This is a genomic window from Gallibacter intestinalis, assembly GCF_014982745.1.
GTDB lineage: Bacteria > Bacillota > Clostridia > Peptostreptococcales > Anaerovoracaceae > Gallibacter > Gallibacter intestinalis.
This window is the reverse complement of the sequence record NZ_JADCKA010000001.1, coordinates 155195-172545: the sequence shown is the minus strand read 5'-3', so window position 1 is coordinate 172545 and position 17351 is coordinate 155195. Positions and strand designations below refer to the sequence as shown.

Sequence of the window (17351 nt, the reverse complement as noted above, 5' to 3'; positions counted from 1 at the left end):
GTACCGTATACACCACATGATAACATGAGTCTCTTAAGAGCGCAATGCAAAAGACCGCATCCTTAGGAACTTCCTAAAGAATGCGGTCTTATTACCTATGGTTATATAGTCGCGTATGAGTTAGTTATTACATCATGCCTGGCATACCGCCCATGCCCTGAGGCATTGCAGCAGCAGGTTCGTCCTTTACAACATCAACTACACCTGCTTCAGTAGTGAGAAGCATTGCGGATGCAGATGCTGCATTAGCCAGTGCGGATTTTGTAACCTTTGCAGGGTCTACTATTCCGGCGCTAATCATATCCATGTATTCTTCGTTGTAAGCGTTGAAACCTGTTCCAACTTTACCTGTCTTAACCTTTTCAACAACAACGCTGCCTTCAAATCCTGCGTTTTCAGCAATCTGTCTAACCGGCTCTTCCAGAGCTCTCATTATGATGTTTGCACCTGTCTTTTCATCACCGGAAAGAGTCTTAACATATTTTGCAACTGCAGGAATAGCATTAACCAGAGCAACTCCGCCGCCCGGTACGATGCCTTCTTCAACACCGGCTTTAGTGGCATTAAGGGCATCTTCTATTCTCAGCTTTCTTTCCTTCAGTTCAGTTTCTGTTGCTGCTCCAACCTGGATAACCGCTACGCCGCCTGTGAGCTTAGCCAGTCTTTCCTGGAGTTTTTCTCTGTCGAAGTCAGAAGTTGTTTCTTCAATCTGTTTTCTGATGGATGCAACTCTTGCGTCGATTTCATCCTTATCTCCGCTGCCGCCTACGATTACAGTGTTGTCCTTATCAACCTTTACTGTAGCCGCAGTTCCCAGCATATCGATAGTAGCTTCCTTAAGCTCATATCCGAGTTCCTCTGCAAGAACTGTACCGCCTGTAAGAACAGCGATATCTTCCATCATAGCCTTTCTTCTGTCACCGAATCCAGGAGCCTTTACAGCTACGCAGTCAAATGTTCCCTTCAGCTTGTTTACAACCAGTGTAGCCAGTGCTTCACCTTCAACATCATCAGCTATGATAACCAGTTTTCTTCCTGTCTGTACAATCTGTTCCAGCAGTGGCAGGATTTCCTGAATATTGGAGATTTTCTTATCTGTCAGCAGGATATATGGGTTTTCCAAAACTGCTTCCATCTTTTCCATATCAGTTGCCATGTAAGCAGACAGATATCCTCTGTCAAACTGCATACCTTCAACAACTTCCAGATTTGTACCCATGGATTTTCCTTCTTCAACGGTGATTACGCCGTCTTTTCCAACCTTTTCCATGGCTTCTGCTATAAGTTCGCCAATCTGTTCATCAGCAGATGATACGGAAGCGATGTTTGCGATAGCTTCCTTTGTGCTTACTTCCTTGGCGTTATTTTTAATTTCTTCTATAGCCACATCTACAGCACCCTGAATACCCTTTTTAAGAATCATAGGATTTGCGCCTGCAGCTACATTTTTAAATCCTTCGTTAATGATAATCTGTGCCAGCAGTGTAGCTGTTGTTGTACCATCACCGGCTACATCATTTGTCTTTGTGGCAACTTCTCTAACAAGTGCCGCACCCATATTTTCAACGGGATCTTCCAGCTCGATTTCCCTTGCGATTGTCACACCGTCATTAGTAATGAGAGGTGCTCCGTACTTTCTTTCCAGAAGCACATTTCTTCCCTTAGGTCCCAGTGTGATTTTTACCGTGTTAGCCAGCTTATCAACGCCTCTCTGGAGCTTTCTCCTGGCGTCTTCTCCGTAATACAAATCTTTTGCCATTTTAATTCACTCCTTCTTATTCACTAATTACTCAACTGTTGCCAGAATGTCCTTCTGGTTTAAGATAATATATTCTTCGCCGTCGTATTTAACAACTGTTCCGGCATACTGGGAAAAGATTACTGTTTCCCCTTCCTTAACCTGCATTTTAACATCTTCAGTTCCCGGGCCAACTGCTATGACCTGAGCCATCTGAGGCTGTTCCTTGGCATGTCCTGTAAGAAGAATGCCGCCGGCAGTCTTTTCTTCAGCTTCTACTCTTTTAATAACTACTCTATCGCCTAAAGGCCTGATTCCGAAACTCATACTGTATACCTCCATCTGAAAAATTTATTAGCACTCATTATCTCTGAGTGCTAATTATATTTTACTCTCTATTTATTCATTGTCAATAGTTTTTTCCGTTTTTTCCACTATCATTTCGGAGATTCTCCTGTTTTCAGTGGAAAGCACATGAATCTTAAGATCCTGAATTTCAACATCAAATTCTTTGCCGTCTTCAGGTATCTCATCGATGATTTCGATTACCAGACCGCCCATGGTTACATAATGGTTGTTGTCGGTTTCAATTTCATAGTCGGCTGCAGCCTCAAATTTCTTTATGGAGCAATCGCCTCTGAGTTTCCATTTGTTTTCTGCAAGCTGTACTATGTCCTCTTCGACTTCCGGAATGTCCGTTTCATCGTAGATACTTCCAACGATTTCCTCAAGCAGGTCCTCCATAGTCACAAGACCGTTTATAGAGCCGTATTCGTCTACCACGATGGCCATGTGCATATTATTGAGCTGCATCTTTTTAAACAGCTCTGAAGCCTTCATATTCTCCGATACGAAGTATGCCTGTCTCATAAGAGGCTCAATGCCCTTTTCTCTTTCCTCATCACCGGCTAGCAGATAGTCCTTTGCGTGAAGGATACCTACAATATCATCTTCATCTTTTTCTCTGTCATAAACCGGGATTCTTGAGCATTTGCTTTCTCTGATGGTTTCCAAAATCTTTTCCTCGTCATCGTCCAAATCAACGGTTACCATATCGGATCTCTGGGTCATCACTTCCTCTACGGTTATATCGTCAAATTCGAACACATTTTTAATCCAGTCACTTTCGTCCTTATCCAGCACGCCTTTCTTTCCGCCCAGCTCAATCATCATTTTTAATTCTTCTTCAGTTACGGACTCTTCTTCAGTTTCCGTCTTCATTCTGAGGAGCTTAAGCACTGCGTTTGTGGAAAGAGAAAGGAAAATTATAACCGGTTTCATAACCGTTGCCACCGCCGAAACCACTCCGGAAGTAAACTTCGCGATTTCATAAGGCTTTTGCATGGCTATTCTCTTAGGCACAAGTTCGCCCAGTATAAGCGTTACATAGGAAAGTATGATAGTGATGACTATTACGGATATTGTGTTCAAGGTTTCCTGAGACATTCCCCTGTATCCAAGGTCATCATATACCCAGTTTACGAGATATCCCGAGAAGTTATCTGCCGCAAAGGCACTTCCTAAAAATCCCGCCAGGGTTATGCCTATCTGAATCGTGGAAAGAAATCCCGAAGGTTCTTCCACCATCTTTAAAAGTCTCGCTGATTTTTTATTTCCCTCTTCGGCTTCCTTTCTTAATTTAGCGCCGTTTAGGGATATTACCGCGATTTCCGTCGCTGCAAAAAACGCATTTAAAAATATCAGTATCAACTGTAATAAAATTTGTTGCGGTATCGTGTCCATTGAATTTTTTTCCACTCCTTTTTTGATAATACATAATTCATTTTCAACAGTACCTTTTAATTATTATATACGATTTTATATTCGCGTACACATTCAGTCAAGAGCTTTATTTCTCATATAATAAAACAGATATTGCTGAGCGATTCCTGCCACATCACCGAAGGTTTCCGATGCAAATTTTTCCATACCCTTTACATCCTCTTCTTCAAATCCGTAAAGGTGATTCATAACCTTTTTCATCCACACATCTATAGGAAAGGCATCTCTCTTTTTCAATGAAAATAAAAGTATGCAGTTTGCAACCTTTGGGCCTACACCCTGCAGCTGGCTTATCTTTTTAAAGGCATCCTCATAGGAAACATCTTCACCCTTAAGCTCTTCAAAATATTTGTCACCAAGCTTTGTGTACATCTTCGCCGTATTGATAATGTATTTTGCCCTGTATCCAAGACGGCACGGCACCAAGTCGTCCGTTGTCAAGGAAGCCAGCTTTTGAGCAGTAGGAAAGGCATATCTTGTTTTACCTCTATATCTGCCTATTTTTTCACCGAAGTTTTCACATAGACTCTCTATACAGCCCTTTATTCTCGGAATATTGTTATTGGCGGAAATAATAAAGGAAATTATCGTCTCCCATATTTCCTGATCCAAGAGTCTTATACCTTCCCCTTCATCGATGGCCTTCCCTATTACCGGGTCCTGCGCCCTGAGAGCGTCTTTGATTTTGCCATAGTCCGTATCCATATCAAAATAATCTCTCCAAAATTCTTCAAAGTCATCGGATGTGGCATTATCTATTACAAGACTTTTTCCCGAAAGGGCGACATTGACTGCTCTGCCTCCGGCAACTCCCGTATAGCTGCCGTCATCTTCTGCGTTCCATCTAAAGCACTGTCCGCAGTCGAATATATGCTCAAGGTTAAAATCCTTAACTTCATCTAAAACTATTCTGCTCATACTATTCCTCTCACTTCTATATTCATTTCACTTATATTAAAAGCCGTCATTTCAACGATCATATTTGCACTTTTTTTCTGAAGCTCTCTAGCAGCCTCTATGACGGAATATCCCCTTCTCATTACCAGTCCTACATTAATCACAAGCTCATCTACGCTGTTGTCATAGGAAACCTTTGTCACATCTCTCACACCCTTTATGCCCATAGCAGTGCATTTTACGATGTCCCCAATGACTCTTTCGGCAATCATAAAGTCACCCATATAGCTGTATGTAGGTCTTACTACGGATTTTTCAGTGAAGCTGCCCTTTCCTGCTCCTATGCCCTTAAATATTCTCAGTGGGCTTAAAAAATATCCAGAAAACTGATGCTTAATCTGCACAGAAGAAACTGGAATAACATGCTTTCCCTGTCCCTTTCGCTGTTTTTCGGCTATTTTTCTTTCATTTTCCGTGGTTATATCCTCTATATATATCTTTTCATCAATAGGAGCCAGCTCCAACCTTTTGGCGATTTTTTCCACCATTCCGTCGGATGTTCCTATGATAAGAACAGACTCCGGCTGTATCTCCTTTATCTTTGCAAGGGTCTGCAGATAATGTTCTTCATCGGTAAAAAGGGCTGTTTTAATGGCTCCGATTTTAGTAGCCTCCCTCTTAGCCGACTTACCTGCCATAGCCTTACCTCTGCAGATAAAAAGGCCGTCGTCTATTATACTTTCAATATCTCTGTCACGACACAAATTGATTGCTTGATAGCTTTTTCCGGTGCCGCTTTTACCAACCAGAGCATAAACTTTCATCTTTACATACCTCTTTACATCCAACTTTTATGGTGTTATACTGACTCTATCAATAGTTAAGATATATCTTACAAAGGAGGAAACAACAATGGCTTACAAAATTACAGATGCTTGCATCAACTGTGGAGTATGCGCTGGCGAATGCCCTGTAGAAGCTATCTCTGAAGCAGATGGAAAGCACGTTATCGACGCTGAAAAATGCATCGACTGCGGAGCTTGCGCAGGAGCTTGCCCTGTTGACGCACCACAGGCTGAATAATTAAATTCGGTATAACTAATACCCGTTTCATACGAAACGGGTATTTTTATTGCCATTTTATCTTTTGGACATATGATATGCCAACGAGTGCAAGCTATCCGAAAGATGAACGTTTTCTATGGATACATGCGGCGGTATTTCCAAATCCACCGGCGCAAAGTTCCATATACCGCTGACACCTGCAAAGCACAGCTTATCAGCAACTTCCTGAGCGTTTTCCTTCGGAACGCATATAATTCCTATGTCTATTTTGTTTTCTTCCACATAAGGAACCATATCCTCGTAATCAAGGACATTTCTGTCGTTTATCCTTAAGCCTATCATCTTCGGGTTCACTTCGAATATAGCGTCCACGATGAACCCCGTCTTGTAATAATATGTATAGTTTGCGATGGCCTGACCCAGATTGCCTGCGCCGACTATTACCATCTTATAGTTTCTGTCCAGTCCCAGGATACCGCTTATCTCTCCGTAAAGATCATTTACATTGTAGCCGTAGCCCTGCTGTCCAAAACCGCCAAAATTATTAAGATCCTGCCTTATCTGGGAAGCGGTGTATCCCATAAGCCTGCTAAGCTCATTGGACGATACCTTTTCCACTCCTTTTTTACGCAGCTCTGCCAGATAACGCCTATATCTCGGCAGCCTTTTTATGACCGCGTTGGATATTCTTGCCGGTTCTTTACTATTGCCGTTGTTGTTTGGCATCTTTATTTGTTATCCTCCACGTAATTTACCAGATCAGCAACTGTCTGGAAGTTTTCCGCCTCTTCATCAGGAATCTCGATGTCGAACTCCTCTTCGATGGCCATGATAATTTCCACCGCATCCAGGCTGTCTGCCTCAAGATCCTTCATAAGGTTTGTATCCATTGAAATGCTGTCTTCTTCCACGCTGAGCTGCTCGGCGATTATCTCTTTTATCTTGTCAAACGTCATCTGTATTCCTCCTTGATATGATATTAGAAATTATAATTTACAGTTCTTCGTATTGCAACCACTTTTCATATTTTTTTTGAAGCTCATCCTTGAGTTTTGTGAGTTTTTCACTGAGTTCCGCAAGCTTAATATAATCCTCGGCAGCCTCACCGCACATGAGTTCCTCTATCCTTGCACACTCCTGTTCATCCTCTTCGATTTCCTTTTCCAAAGCTTCCTTTTCTCTCTGATTTCTCCTTCTTTGAGCTTCCTTTTCCTTTTTAAGGCGCCTTTCCTCCTCGGAAGAGAGTTTTGCTTCGCCGTCCTTGGCTGCATCTTCCCTTTCCATGGCACTTTCGCCCATTTCACCGGTATGCTCACCACCGTTACCAAGTTGTTCCTTCTTTTCCCTGTAGTAATCGTATTTTCCCAAATACTCGCTTATGCCTTCTCTGTTGAGTTCTAGTATCCTGTCAGGTATTCTGGAAAGAAAATATCTGTCATGGGTAACTATCAAAGCAGTGCCCGGAAATTCCAAAAGGGCATCTTCAAAGACTTCCTTGGACTCTATGTCCAGATGGTTTGTAGGCTCGTCCATGAGAAGCAAATTTGCACCGGACATCATCAGCTTAAGCAATGAAAGCCTTGCCTTTTCTCCCCCGGAAAGAGAGCCCACCGGAAGATATATCATGTCGTCCTTAAACATAAATCTTCCCAGTATTCCTCTTATTTCCGATTCGGAATACAATCTGTAGGAATCATGAACCTCCTCTATTACCGATAGATTATCGTTTAATAAACGCTGTCCCTGGTCGTAATATCCGATTTTAACATTTGTCCCGGTCTTTATATATCCTTCCGAAGGCTGTATTTCCTGCATTATCATTCTGAGCAAAGTTGTCTTTCCGACACCGTTTGGGCCTAGCAGGCAAACCTTTTCTCCCCTTTTAATGTCAAAGCCGGCATTCTTAAAAAGCTCTGTGGCAGAAGGTCCGTATCCGAAACTCTTACCTAATCCTTCAGCAAATATAACATCCTTACCGCTCTGAAATTCCTCTTTAAAGCGGATTTTCATGCGTCCCTTTTCGCCATCCGGCCTCTTTACCACATCCATAGCCTCAAGACGTTTTTCTCTGGATTTAGCCCTTTTAGCTAGCTTCTCGGTGCCTCTTTGCTTAAAGCGGCGTATCATTTCTTCCTGTCGCTTTATTTCCTTTTGCTGGTTTTCGTATTTTCTCAGCTCACTTTCTCTGAGAGTTCTTTTCTTTTCGGCGAAGGCGCTGTAATTACCTTCATATATATCGAGCCTGTGATTTCTCACTTCAAAGATTCTGCTTACGGTTTTATCCAGAAAATATCTGTCATGGGAAACCACCATAAATGTTCCCTGATAGCTCTTAAGATACTGCTCAAGCCATCTTAGCGTGGCAATATCCAGATGGTTTGTTGGCTCGTCCAAGAACAGCAGGTCCGGCTTTTTTAAAAGCAAGCAAGCCAAGGATAGTCTTGTCCTCTCACCGCCAGAAAGGGTTTTAATCTTTTTATTGAAGTATTCATCGGTAAAGGCCATGCTGCTCAGCACTCCCCTAATATCGCTTCTGTAGGAGTATCCGCCTTCCCTTTCAAACTCCACGTTGAGCCTGTCGTATTCCGCCATAAGGGATTCTGCTTCCTTGTCGCCGTTGCCGTAATCGATGTTTGCCATCCTTTCAGAAAGCTCCAACATCCTTTTTTCCTTTGCTGCCAAGTCCGAAAAGACCGCTTCAGCTTCCTCAAGCACCGTATTTTCAGGATTAAAGCCATCAGACTGCTTAAGATACCCTATGGTTGTATCCTGAGATACGAAAAAATCACCGCTGTCGCTGGCAAGCTCACCGGTCAATATTCTTAACAAGGTGGACTTTCCGGCACCGTTTAAGCCGACTATTCCAACTCTATCGCCCTTATTAACATGAAAGGAGATGTTATCCAGGATAACATCTGTTCCATAGCTTTTACATATGTCCTTTGCACTGAGTATTATCATAACGGTAAATCTGCGTACGCATCCATATCCAGTCCATCTCTGTTACCTGCCTTATAGCTGTAATAGGCAGCGCAGCCTATCATAGCAGCGTTATCGGTACAAAGCACCGGAGAAGGATAGTACACCTTTATCCCTTTCTTTTTACATTCATCGGAAAGCATCTGTCTTAACTTGCTGTTTGCGGCAACTCCCCCTGCCAGCACCAATCTGTCCTTTTTAAGAAGTTCAGCAGCTCCCACTGCCTTTGCAACGGTTACATCAAGCACAGCCTGCTGAAAGGATGCCGCAACATCAGCCACATTTATTTCTCTTCCCGCCTGTTTTTCTGTATTTACATAATTGAGCACACCGGTTTTTATGCCGCTGAAGCTAAAATCAAAGCTATCCTTTTCAAGGAACACCCTCTTAAAATGAACTGCTTCCGGGTTGCCTTCCTTTGCTATCTTATCTATCAACGGTCCTCCCGGATATCCTAAGCCTAGCACTCTTGCAACCTTGTCATAGGCTTCGCCTGCAGCATCATCTCTGGTGCTTCCCAAGATCCTGCAAGAAGTATAGCTCTCCATTTCCGCAATGTATGTATGACCTCCGGAAATTACTAGTGCAGTAAATGGCGGTTCTAAATCCTTATGCTCTATAAAGTTTGCGCTTATATGACCGAGTATGTGATGCACTCCCACCAGCGGAAGGTTTAACGCCGCCGCATACGACTTTGCGGCAGCCACTCCTATAAGCAGAGCTCCCACAAGACCAGGACCCTTTGTCACGCCTATCATATCCACATCGGAAAATGAGCAACCTGCTTCAGACAAGGCCTGATTTGTAACATGATTTATATTTTCCAAATGATGCCTTGAGGCGATCTCTGGCACCACTCCTCCATACTGCTTATGTATATCTATCTGCGAAGATATTATATTTGAAAGTATTTCTCGACCGTCTGCCATAATAGCCACAGAGGTCTCGTCACAGCTGGACTCCACCGCCAGCGTGATGAATTTTCCGTCTTTCATTTATTATCCTTTCTCTCTTCAGTATACAGCCACATTATATATGCATCCTCACCGTCTACATAATATCCCGGACGGATGCCTGCAATCTCAAAGCCGTGGCGTTCATACAGGCTTATTGCCGGACTGTTTGAAACTCTCACTTCCAATGTAAAGGAAATCATTCCTCTCTCCATTGAATTTCTCACAAGCTCTCCCACAAGCCTGTCTCCTATGCCTTCTCTCCTGCGCTTAGGATCGACGGCTATATTCGTTATATTCCCTTCATCAAAAATCTGCCACAGACCGGCATATCCTATCACCTGTTTTATATCCGTATCTTCAGCAACCATATAAAGTGACATGGGATTTTTATCAATTTCATCCCTTATGGCTGCCCTGCTCCAGGGATCCTTAAAGCATACCTTTTCCAACTCAGCTATGGTATCTATATCTGCGGAAAGGGCTTCTCTGAAAACTATATTATCGTAGGTTTTCATTTAAAGTCCCTTCAACCTTTCTTCAAGTCTTCTCTGCGCTTCCGGTTTTCTCATATATTCCGGCTTAAGTTTCTCGTAATTCACCGTTTCATTTTTTTCATACATTTCAAGGGCTAGCTTTGCCACGGCGCCGGCCTCCTGATATGTTTCCCTTTTAATATCGGTGGTAAAGCCATCCTTTTCCATGGTTTCATTTATAAGGTCTTCATATGGCACAGTTCCATCTCCCGCAAATATGCTTTCGGATATGTTTTTTTCATTCATTGCATTTTTGACCTTATCCAAAAATTCATCGGGGTCATATGCACCGGAAGAAACCACCTCTTCATCTCCTATCAGACAGCAAGCGTATATCTGCTTTCGTCTAGCATCAAATACAGGACATACAGCCTTGTCACTGCCAGCATTTCCCTTATCCCTCAAGCCTATTGCAAAAGCCTTAAGTGTAGGAACCGGTATACACCTGATACCCAATATCTGAGCAAGGCTTCGCACCGTCGTTACTCCTATCCTTATCCCCGTAAAGGATCCCGGCCCAATTGATGCTGCTATTGCTGATATTTCCTTCATATTTATAGAATTTTCTTTAAGCAGCTCTTCTGCCATGGGCATAAGAGTTTTTAAATGGTTTAATTTTTCGCTGGATTCTTTAACTGATATATTTCCTTTTTCATCTATTAGAGCCACGCTGCAAAAGGGCCCTGTAGTCTCTATTGCAAGGATTTTCATAAGATTTTACCTTCCTGTTTTTCTCTTATACAACAAGTTATTTTATCATAAAAAATGTTTTCACGCGATAAATTATAAATTATAGGTAAAAAAGGCTTGAAAAAAATAAATATTGAGTTAGAATAATCCAGTGAGTTAAAACAAAAAATATCACAGTGAAAAACAGCAATAAATACTATCTCAGAAGGAGGGAAATTTATGGAACAGACTATTTCCATAATCGTATTCCTGGCCGTTATCGGCCTCATTGTGGTCAACAAGTTCCACGAAGCTGTTATAGCCGTGGCCGGAGCAGTGGTCCTGCTGCTGACTCAGGTACTGGATGTTGAAACCGCAGCCAGCTATATCGACTATAACACCATCGGCGTACTGATTGGTATGATGCTCTTTGTAAACGTGCTTAAGCATTCGGGCATGTTCGAGTATATCGCCATCAAATCCGCCAAAATCGCCAAAGGCGACCCGTGGCGAATAATGATGCTCTTTGTCATCGTTACCGCTGTTTTGTCCGGATTTTTGGACAACGTTACAACTGTACTGTTGATTGGTCCAATGACTATTTCCATTACAAGAATCCTTGGTCTCAATCCTGTACCTTATCTGATGTCACAGGTGCTGGCATCCAACATGGGCGGTACGGCCACACTCATCGGTGACCCTCCGAACATCATGATCGGTAGCCAGGCAGGTCTGTCCTTTATGGACTTCATATGCCATGCGGCTCCTGCTATCGTGATTATAATGATAGTATTCATAATATGCCTGAAATTTATATACGGCAACAAAATGCAGGTTGAACAGTCTGCCATCAATCAGGTAATGCTGCTTGACGAAAAGAAAGCCATCGAAGATCCTGCTCTTATGAAGAAGGGAATCGTAATGATTATCCTGGTTGTTCTGGGATTTGTATTCCACTCTCAGCTTCATGCCGAATCCAGCACAATAGCTCTTACAGCTGCTGTTATAATGATGCTTATCGGTAAGCAGAAGGCAGAGGATATCATTGCAGATGTTGAATGGACTTCCATAATCTTCTTCACAGCACTGTTTATCGTTGTAGGCGGTCTTGTAGAAACAGGTGTTGTAGGTCAGCTGGCACAGGTTGTTATAAATGCAACATCCGACAAGCCTATACTGACTATGCTGGTTATACTTTGGGCATCGGCACTGCTGTCAACTATACTCAACAACATACCGTTTGTTGCAGCCCTCATTCCACTGGTTATCGATATGGGACAGAGCGGCATGGATATATTCCCTCTCTGGTGGGCAATATCCCTGGGTGCTTGTCTCGGTGGTAACGGTACTTTGGTCGGAGCTTCAGCAAACATCGTACTTGCAAACATCAGTGCAAAGCACGGTCATCCGATTTCATTTGCGACATTCTTCAAATTGGGCTTCCCAATGATGCTTATGTCCATAGTGATTTCATCCATATATTTGGTGCTCAGATACGGAATATTCTATTAAAAATATGTAACTTAAAACCGCTCCCGATTCGGGAGCGGCATTTTTATGCATATTATATTTCTTATTTATCCATATTTCTGATGAGATCTATCATCTCAATAGCTCCTGTAGCACAATCAAAGCCTTTGTTTCCTGCCTTTGTTCCTGCTCTTTCTATGGCCTGTTCGATATTTTCTGTAGTAAGAATTCCAAACATCACCGGTACGCCGCTTTCCAAGGAAACCATGGCAATCCCCTTAGCCACTTCATTGCATACATAATCGTAATGGCTTGTCGCCCCACGAATTACCGCTCCAAGGCATATTACCGCATCGTACTTTCCGCTTTTTGCCATTTTAGAAGCGATAAGAGGGATTTCAAAGGCTCCCGGTACCCACGCCACATGGATATCCTCTTCCTTAACATCGTGTCTTAAAAGGCCATCCATAGCTCCAGAAAGGAGCTTAGATGTTATAAACTCATTAAAACGAGAAGCAACAATTCCGATTTTTATATTTTCCGATACAAGTCTTCCTTCAAATTTTTTCATTTTTAATTATCCTTTCTTTAATTATACTAATCGCTTATTATCTCCATTTATTTCATCCATCAATATTCGAGCATATGCCCCATCTTTTCCTGCTTTGTCTTAAGGTATGACAGGTCATAGTCAGTGGCATCCATCTGGATAGGAACTCTTTCAGTTATCTTTATACCGAATTCCTCCAGCTGATATATCTTGTCTGGATTGTTTGTAAGAAGCCTCATTTCCTTAACTCCCAGTTCTCTGAGAATCTGAGCCCCAATATGGTATTCTCTTTCGTCACCGTCAAAGCCCAATGCCAGGTTTGCTTCAAGAGTATCCATACCCTTTTCCTGAAGCTCATAGGCACGGAATTTATTTACAAGACCGATGCCTCTGCCTTCCTGTCTCATATAGAGCATGATGCCTCTACCTTCCTTTTCTATCTGAGTCATGGCTGCAGCAAACTGTTGACCGCAGTCACATCTGAGGGAGCCAAAGGTATCTCCTGTAAGACATTCCGAATGTACTCTGCATAAAACGTCTTTTCCGTCCCCTATTTCACCTTTTATTAGGGCAATGTGATGTTCTCCGCTTACGCGATCAACAAAACACTTTGCTTTAAAATCGCCGTATTTTGTAGGCATGGAAACCGTTGCGACTTCATCTACCAGTTTTTCATGGCACTTTCTGTACTTTTGCAAATCCTTTATAGTGATGAACTTTATGCCCATTTCCTCAGCCATGGCTTTAAGTTCAGGGGTCCTCATCATTGTGCCGTCTTCACGCATTATTTCGCAGCAAAGTCCGCACTCCTTAAGTCCTGCCAGGCGACACAGATCCACTGTGGCTTCAGTATGTCCATTTCTCTCTAAAACGCCATTTGGCTTTGCCAAGAGAGGAAACATATGACCCGGTCTTCTGAAATCCTCAGGTCTTGCGTTTTCTTCCACACAGGCCATGGCCGTAATAGATCTTTCCGCTGCGGATATTCCTGTGGTTGTGCTTACATGGTCAATGGATACCGTAAAAGCCGTTTCATGATTGTCCGTATTATTGGTTACCATCTGCGGTATCATCAGTTTTTTTACGTATTCTTCGGACATCGGCATACATATAAGGCCCTTTGCATGGGTTGCCATAAAATTTATATTTTCCGTTGTAGCAAATTCTGCAGCACAGATTAAATCACCTTCGTTTTCTCTGTCAGGGTCATCCGTTGCCATTATTATTTTTCCCTGTCTCAGCTCTTCAAGAGCTTCTTCAATCGTGTTAAACTGTTCCATTTTTAACCTCCTATTATATGATACGGACTAAAATCCGTGTCTCATCAAGAATTCACTAGTTATGCCGCTTTCTGCATTCTTTTTATTTTCTGCTCCTGCAGCTTTGCCTTCGTCGTATTTTATAAGCTTTTCTATGTATTTGCCGACAATATCGTTTTCTATATTCACCATATCGCCTTTTTGTCTGTCCTTTAAAACCGTATTGGCCACGGTATGGGGTATTGCCGATATGGAAAACGTATTTTCGGTGATTTTGGCTACGGTCAGGCTTATGCCGTCCAGTGCCACAGAGCCCTTTTCCACGATATATTTCATTATTTCCGGGCTCGTTCTCACCGTGTACCATATGGCGTTATCATCTTTTCTAATATCTTCGATTGTTCCAGTTCCGTCCGCATGTCCGGCTACAATATGGCCTCCAAATCTCCCATTTACAGGCATTGCTCTTTCAAGTCCTACCCTGTCACCGGGCCTCAGCTTCCCCATGGATGTCCTGTTCATGGTCTCATGCATGACATCTGCTGTTAATCTTCCTGACGGCAGTGAAGTCACTGTAAGGCAAATGCCGTTTACAGCTATGCTGTCGCCTATTTTCGCATCCTCAAGAACTTTATTTGCTTCAATGGTCAGTGTTGCCGAATGCCTTCCCCTTGTGATATCGCATATCTTTCCGATTTCCTCAACTATTCCCGTGAACATCGGATATCACCTCGCTTTCTATAAGCAGATCATCTCCCAGCTTTGTTATCCTGCTTTCACCTAGCATGACTGCTTCCTGAGGTGAAGGAGCTCCTTTACCTTCCACAGGTGTTTTAGCATCTTTTCCTCCTAAAAGCTTCGGAGCTATGTAGGCCTGTACTCTATTGACAATACCGCTTTTAATGGCTTCCCAGTTGATGGTTCCACCGCCCTCTAAAAGTATGCTGTCGATTTTTTCCTCGCCCAATTTTTTCATAAGGTCATCCAAATCTATCCTGCCGTCCTTTTCTTTGACATTTAATATCCTGCAGCCTTTTTCAATGTATTCTGCTGCCTTCTTTTTATCATTTGAGCAGGTTGCTATTATAACGGGAGCCTCATCGGTAGATAAAACTAAAGATGAAGCTATAGGTGTTCTCAATCTGCTGTCGCATATTATCCTTACAGGATTTCTTCCTCCCTCTATACGGCATGTGAGCATAGGGTCATCAGCTATAACCGTTCCCACTCCCACCATTATGGCAGTATTCCTGTTGCGCTCACCGTGAACATGCTTCCTTGCCTCTTCGCCGGTTATCCATTTTGATTTTCCCGTAAAAGCAGCGATTTTTCCATCCATGGTCATGGCGTATTTCATAGTTACAAAGGGTCTTCCTGTCCTTATATAGTGAAAGAATATATCGTTTAAGGCATCGCATTCTTCCTTCATAAAACCTTCTTCCACCTCTATGCCATGCTCCTTGAGAAAAACCACTCCCTTACCGCTTACCAGTGGATTGGGATCAGATGAGCCTATTATCACTCTCTTTATTCCCGCAGCAACTATGGCTTCGGTGCACGGTGGCTGCTTACCGTGGTGGCAACATGGTTCTAATGTCACATACATGTCTGCACCTTCCGGTGATACACTGCACGATGACAGAGCATTTCTTTCCGCATGGGGCTGTCCATATTTTTCATGATATCCTCTTCCTATCACTTCGCCGTCCTTGACTATGACAGCGCCCACTAGAGGGTTTGGAGAAACTCTTCCTGTTCCTTTCTTTGCAAGAGCAATGGCCTCCTGCATGTATTTTTCTTCAATCAAGAAATCACCTCATTTCATTTATAGTTTGACTTCGAGAAATTGGGTTAGGTACATTTTCCGTCGTAGAGTGCCATACCCGTTCCGGGCACAAGCGCACTATTATCGCAATTTCTGTCGTTTGCCTTTGGGTTAGGTCATGCGTCGTAGAGTGCCATACCCGTTCCGGGCACAAGCGCACTATTATCGCAATTTCTGTCGTTTGCCTTTTTGCACGAAGAGCGTCAGCGATTCGCTATGCAAAACGGACAGCGTAGCACCGTAGGTGCGTAGGTGACCTACCAACAATTTCTCTTCGAGAAATTGGGTTAGGTCATAAAAAAATAGCTCTGAGGTTTAAGTTCAGAGCTATCGTCGCATATCAACTATAATATCTGTTATAAATATCAATGGTATGTTCAGACCTTCTTCCATCCAGACTATACTGTCGGCCCCGGAATCTCACCGGATCATGCCTTTCGGCTCGCGGGCTTTACCGCCGGTAGGGACTTTCACCCTGCCCTGAAGATCATTTTATTTTTAGTTGTTTTAGTCGTATATATCAGCCGTTTAAGCTATCTATATCAAAATTGCATCGGTACACCCTTTCATCAGGTGTGCTTCCCCTGTCTATGGCTATAATCAAAGCCTCCTCAGGGATTATTTCGGAAATCATATCCGCCCATTCTATCACGCATATACCGTCGCCATAAAAATACTCCTCATATCCAAGGTCGTACATTTCTTCAACACTTCCCGTGCGATACACATCAAAGTGATACAGTGGCAGTCTGCCTTCCTTGTATTCACGGACTATGGTAAATGTCGGACTTGTTATTTCACTCTTTATGCCAAGACCCTTGGCTATATATTTTGTCAGAGCCGTCTTACCGGTTCCAAGATCTCCCACCAATGCCAGAATATCACCCTTTTTCAGGCGAGAAGCCAACTTTTCGCCAAAGGCTTTTGTTTCATCTTCGTTTTTTATAATTATCTTCTTCATATGAGTCTATATCCTTGTCGGTCATTTTTTGATTATCTGTGAAGGAACTTAGATACTCTCTTGTAAACCAGGAAAGTAATAAGACCGTTCACACCTGCCTTTATAAGGTTAAAAGCGATGATAAAAGGCAGCAGTGCAGTTACGGCATCCACTGGAACTCCCATAAAGTACGGTGTAATAGTTAAATTAGCCGGCACCATTATTGCAGTCATTGCTAATGTACCTGCTATAAGAGCTATTACAGCGCTCTTTTTACCCTTATGGAATTTGTATATAAAGCCTGCCACAAGCACATATGTGCCAGTTGCTATAATGTGCATCAATATACCGTATAGTCCGCTGGCTGCACTTACAGTAAAGCCTTGCAGCAAAGCGGTTACCACTGTAATAAGGATTCCAGCCGCCGGTCCGAAAGCAAAGGTTCCAATCAAAATAGGAATGTCTGCCGGATCGTATTCCATAAATGCTATAGGCGGAAATATAGGAAAATGTATATTAACAAGCAAAAGCGATATAGCCACCAGCATGGCCATTTTTGCCAGCTTTACCGTTTTCTTTTGAGTCAGTGTTACTGCTCCGGCTCCGTTGTCTGCAGCATTCTGTCCGTTCATATTCTTTCCTCCCTAATAAAAATCCCCGAACCGAATGTTCGGGGACTTACACGCAA

At 42.8% G+C, this 17351-nt stretch carries 19 protein-coding genes and 1 riboswitch; of the genes, 2 read left to right on the top strand and 17 right to left on the bottom strand.

Features of this window, described 5'->3' with window-relative positions:
* Positions 1-127: 127 nt before the first annotated feature.
* The 5 genes from groL to INF20_RS00760 form a co-directional block, all read right to left on the bottom strand.
* On the bottom strand, positions 128-1759 hold the full coding sequence (gene groL / locus INF20_RS00780) for a chaperonin GroEL (protein ID WP_226384490.1): 1632 nt from the start codon (positions 1757-1759) through the stop codon (positions 128-130).
* Between the two features lie 27 nt (positions 1760-1786).
* On the bottom strand, positions 1787-2065 hold the full coding sequence (locus INF20_RS00775; protein WP_226384489.1) for a co-chaperone GroES: 279 nt from the start codon (positions 2063-2065) through the stop codon (positions 1787-1789).
* 72 nt (positions 2066-2137) lie between these two features.
* A complete protein-coding gene (locus tag INF20_RS00770; RefSeq protein ID WP_226384488.1) occupies positions 2138-3481 on the bottom strand; it encodes a hemolysin family protein in 1344 nt (447 codons plus the stop codon).
* Between the two features lie 93 nt (positions 3482-3574).
* On the bottom strand, positions 3575-4438 hold the full coding sequence (locus tag INF20_RS00765; RefSeq protein ID WP_226384487.1) for a DNA-3-methyladenine glycosylase family protein: 864 nt from the start codon (positions 4436-4438) through the stop codon (positions 3575-3577).
* A complete protein-coding gene (locus INF20_RS00760; RefSeq protein ID WP_226384486.1) occupies positions 4435-5241 on the bottom strand; it encodes an Asp23/Gls24 family envelope stress response protein in 807 nt (268 codons plus the stop codon). Before INF20_RS00760 ends, INF20_RS00765 begins: the two co-directional genes overlap by 4 nt.
* Before the next feature lie 88 nt (positions 5242-5329).
* On the opposite strand from INF20_RS00760, the gene INF20_RS00755 reads away from it, so the two are divergent.
* Complete coding sequence (locus INF20_RS00755; protein ID WP_226384485.1) at positions 5330-5500, top strand: DUF362 domain-containing protein; 171 nt, start codon at positions 5330-5332, stop codon at positions 5498-5500.
* 57 nt (positions 5501-5557) lie between these two features.
* Here INF20_RS00755 and INF20_RS00750 read toward each other — a convergent pair whose 3' ends face one another.
* Genes INF20_RS00750 through tsaB form a run of 6 tightly spaced genes read right to left on the bottom strand, consistent with a single transcriptional unit; the run spans position 5558 to position 10661 of the window.
* The gene (locus INF20_RS00750; RefSeq protein ID WP_226384484.1) at positions 5558-6208 is read right to left on the bottom strand and encodes a redox-sensing transcriptional repressor Rex; all 651 of its coding nucleotides are present in this window, start codon (positions 6206-6208) and stop codon (positions 5558-5560) included.
* Positions 6209-6210: 2 nt separating this feature from the next.
* Positions 6211-6438 carry an acyl carrier protein gene (gene acpP / locus INF20_RS00745; protein WP_226384483.1) on the bottom strand — a complete coding sequence of 76 codons (228 nt, stop codon included), beginning with the start codon at positions 6436-6438 and terminating at the stop codon, positions 6211-6213.
* A gap of 37 nt (positions 6439-6475) precedes the next feature.
* A complete protein-coding gene (locus INF20_RS00740; RefSeq protein WP_226384482.1) occupies positions 6476-8443 on the bottom strand; it encodes an ABC-F family ATP-binding cassette domain-containing protein in 1968 nt (655 codons plus the stop codon).
* Positions 8440-9456 carry a tRNA (adenosine(37)-N6)-threonylcarbamoyltransferase complex transferase subunit TsaD gene (tsaD, locus tag INF20_RS00735; RefSeq protein ID WP_226384481.1) on the bottom strand — a complete coding sequence of 339 codons (1017 nt, stop codon included), beginning with the start codon at positions 9454-9456 and terminating at the stop codon, positions 8440-8442. Before tsaD ends, INF20_RS00740 begins: the two co-directional genes overlap by 4 nt.
* Positions 9453-9932 carry a ribosomal protein S18-alanine N-acetyltransferase gene (gene rimI / locus INF20_RS00730; RefSeq protein ID WP_226384480.1) on the bottom strand — a complete coding sequence of 160 codons (480 nt, stop codon included), beginning with the start codon at positions 9930-9932 and terminating at the stop codon, positions 9453-9455. Before rimI ends, tsaD begins: the two co-directional genes overlap by 4 nt.
* The gene (gene tsaB, locus INF20_RS00725; protein ID WP_226384479.1) at positions 9933-10661 is read right to left on the bottom strand and encodes a tRNA (adenosine(37)-N6)-threonylcarbamoyltransferase complex dimerization subunit type 1 TsaB; all 729 of its coding nucleotides are present in this window, start codon (positions 10659-10661) and stop codon (positions 9933-9935) included.
* Positions 10662-10859: 198 nt separating this feature from the next.
* Between tsaB and INF20_RS00720 the strand changes: the two genes are divergently transcribed.
* Entirely contained in the window at positions 10860-12131 is a 1272-nt protein-coding gene (locus tag INF20_RS00720; RefSeq protein ID WP_226384478.1) for an ArsB/NhaD family transporter, read from the top strand.
* 61 nt (positions 12132-12192) lie between these two features.
* On the opposite strand, the gene ribH is transcribed toward INF20_RS00720, so the two are convergent.
* From ribH to INF20_RS00690, 6 genes are all read right to left on the bottom strand, one after another.
* Complete coding sequence (gene ribH / locus INF20_RS00715) at positions 12193-12660, bottom strand: 6,7-dimethyl-8-ribityllumazine synthase (protein ID WP_226384477.1); 468 nt, start codon at positions 12658-12660, stop codon at positions 12193-12195.
* A gap of 59 nt (positions 12661-12719) precedes the next feature.
* Positions 12720-13919 carry a bifunctional 3,4-dihydroxy-2-butanone-4-phosphate synthase/GTP cyclohydrolase II gene (locus tag INF20_RS00710; protein ID WP_226384476.1) on the bottom strand — a complete coding sequence of 400 codons (1200 nt, stop codon included), beginning with the start codon at positions 13917-13919 and terminating at the stop codon, positions 12720-12722.
* A 27-nt stretch (positions 13920-13946) separates the two neighbouring features.
* Positions 13947-14618 carry a riboflavin synthase gene (locus tag INF20_RS00705; RefSeq protein WP_226384475.1) on the bottom strand — a complete coding sequence of 224 codons (672 nt, stop codon included), beginning with the start codon at positions 14616-14618 and terminating at the stop codon, positions 13947-13949.
* Positions 14599-15705: a bifunctional diaminohydroxyphosphoribosylaminopyrimidine deaminase/5-amino-6-(5-phosphoribosylamino)uracil reductase RibD gene (ribD, locus tag INF20_RS00700; RefSeq protein WP_226384474.1), complete on the bottom strand. Its 1107-nt coding sequence runs from the start codon at positions 15703-15705 to the stop codon at positions 14599-14601. Before ribD ends, INF20_RS00705 begins: the two co-directional genes overlap by 20 nt.
* A gap of 395 nt (positions 15706-16100) precedes the next feature.
* A riboswitch (FMN riboswitch) is annotated at positions 16101-16215 on the bottom strand.
* 28 nt (positions 16216-16243) lie between these two features.
* Positions 16244-16684 carry a tRNA (adenosine(37)-N6)-threonylcarbamoyltransferase complex ATPase subunit type 1 TsaE gene (tsaE, locus tag INF20_RS00695; RefSeq protein WP_226384473.1) on the bottom strand — a complete coding sequence of 147 codons (441 nt, stop codon included), beginning with the start codon at positions 16682-16684 and terminating at the stop codon, positions 16244-16246.
* A gap of 32 nt (positions 16685-16716) precedes the next feature.
* On the bottom strand, positions 16717-17295 hold the full coding sequence (locus INF20_RS00690) for an ECF transporter S component (protein ID WP_226384472.1): 579 nt from the start codon (positions 17293-17295) through the stop codon (positions 16717-16719).
* Positions 17296-17351 lie beyond the last annotated feature (56 nt).

Bases quoted from the DNA above. Each gene is read 5' to 3' on its own strand.
- groL (WP_226384490.1), bottom strand. From the start codon at position 1,759: ATGGCAAAAGATTTGTATTACGGAGAAGACGCCAGGAGAAAGCTCCAG.
- INF20_RS00720 (WP_226384478.1), top strand. From the start codon at position 10,860: ATGGAACAGACTATTTCCATAATCGTATTCCTGGCCGTTATCGGCCTC.
- INF20_RS00710 (WP_226384476.1), bottom strand. From the start codon at position 13,919: ATGGAACAGTTTAACACGATTGAAGAAGCTCTTGAAGAGCTGAGACAG.
- INF20_RS00760 (WP_226384486.1), bottom strand. From the start codon at position 5,241: ATGAAAGTTTATGCTCTGGTTGGTAAAAGCGGCACCGGAAAAAGCTAT.
- tsaD (WP_226384481.1), bottom strand. From the start codon at position 9,456: ATGAAAGACGGAAAATTCATCACGCTGGCGGTGGAGTCCAGCTGTGAC.
- ribH (WP_226384477.1), bottom strand. From the start codon at position 12,660: ATGAAAAAATTTGAAGGAAGACTTGTATCGGAAAATATAAAAATCGGA.
- tsaB (WP_226384479.1), bottom strand. From the start codon at position 10,661: ATGAAAATCCTTGCAATAGAGACTACAGGGCCCTTTTGCAGCGTGGCT.
- INF20_RS00770 (WP_226384488.1), bottom strand. From the start codon at position 3,481: ATGGACACGATACCGCAACAAATTTTATTACAGTTGATACTGATATTT.
- INF20_RS00755 (WP_226384485.1), top strand. From the start codon at position 5,330: ATGGCTTACAAAATTACAGATGCTTGCATCAACTGTGGAGTATGCGCT.
- acpP (WP_226384483.1), bottom strand. From the start codon at position 6,438: ATGACGTTTGACAAGATAAAAGAGATAATCGCCGAGCAGCTCAGCGTG.
- INF20_RS00690 (WP_226384472.1), bottom strand. From the start codon at position 17,295: ATGAACGGACAGAATGCTGCAGACAACGGAGCCGGAGCAGTAACACTG.
- INF20_RS00740 (WP_226384482.1), bottom strand. From the start codon at position 8,443: ATGATAATACTCAGTGCAAAGGACATATGTAAAAGCTATGGAACAGAT.
- INF20_RS00705 (WP_226384475.1), bottom strand. From the start codon at position 14,618: ATGTTCACGGGAATAGTTGAGGAAATCGGAAAGATATGCGATATCACA.
- rimI (WP_226384480.1), bottom strand. From the start codon at position 9,932: ATGAAAACCTACGATAATATAGTTTTCAGAGAAGCCCTTTCCGCAGAT.
- INF20_RS00750 (WP_226384484.1), bottom strand. From the start codon at position 6,208: ATGCCAAACAACAACGGCAATAGTAAAGAACCGGCAAGAATATCCAAC.
- tsaE (WP_226384473.1), bottom strand. From the start codon at position 16,684: ATGAAGAAGATAATTATAAAAAACGAAGATGAAACAAAAGCCTTTGGC.
- INF20_RS00765 (WP_226384487.1), bottom strand. From the start codon at position 4,438: ATGAGCAGAATAGTTTTAGATGAAGTTAAGGATTTTAACCTTGAGCAT.
- INF20_RS00775 (WP_226384489.1), bottom strand. From the start codon at position 2,065: ATGAGTTTCGGAATCAGGCCTTTAGGCGATAGAGTAGTTATTAAAAGA.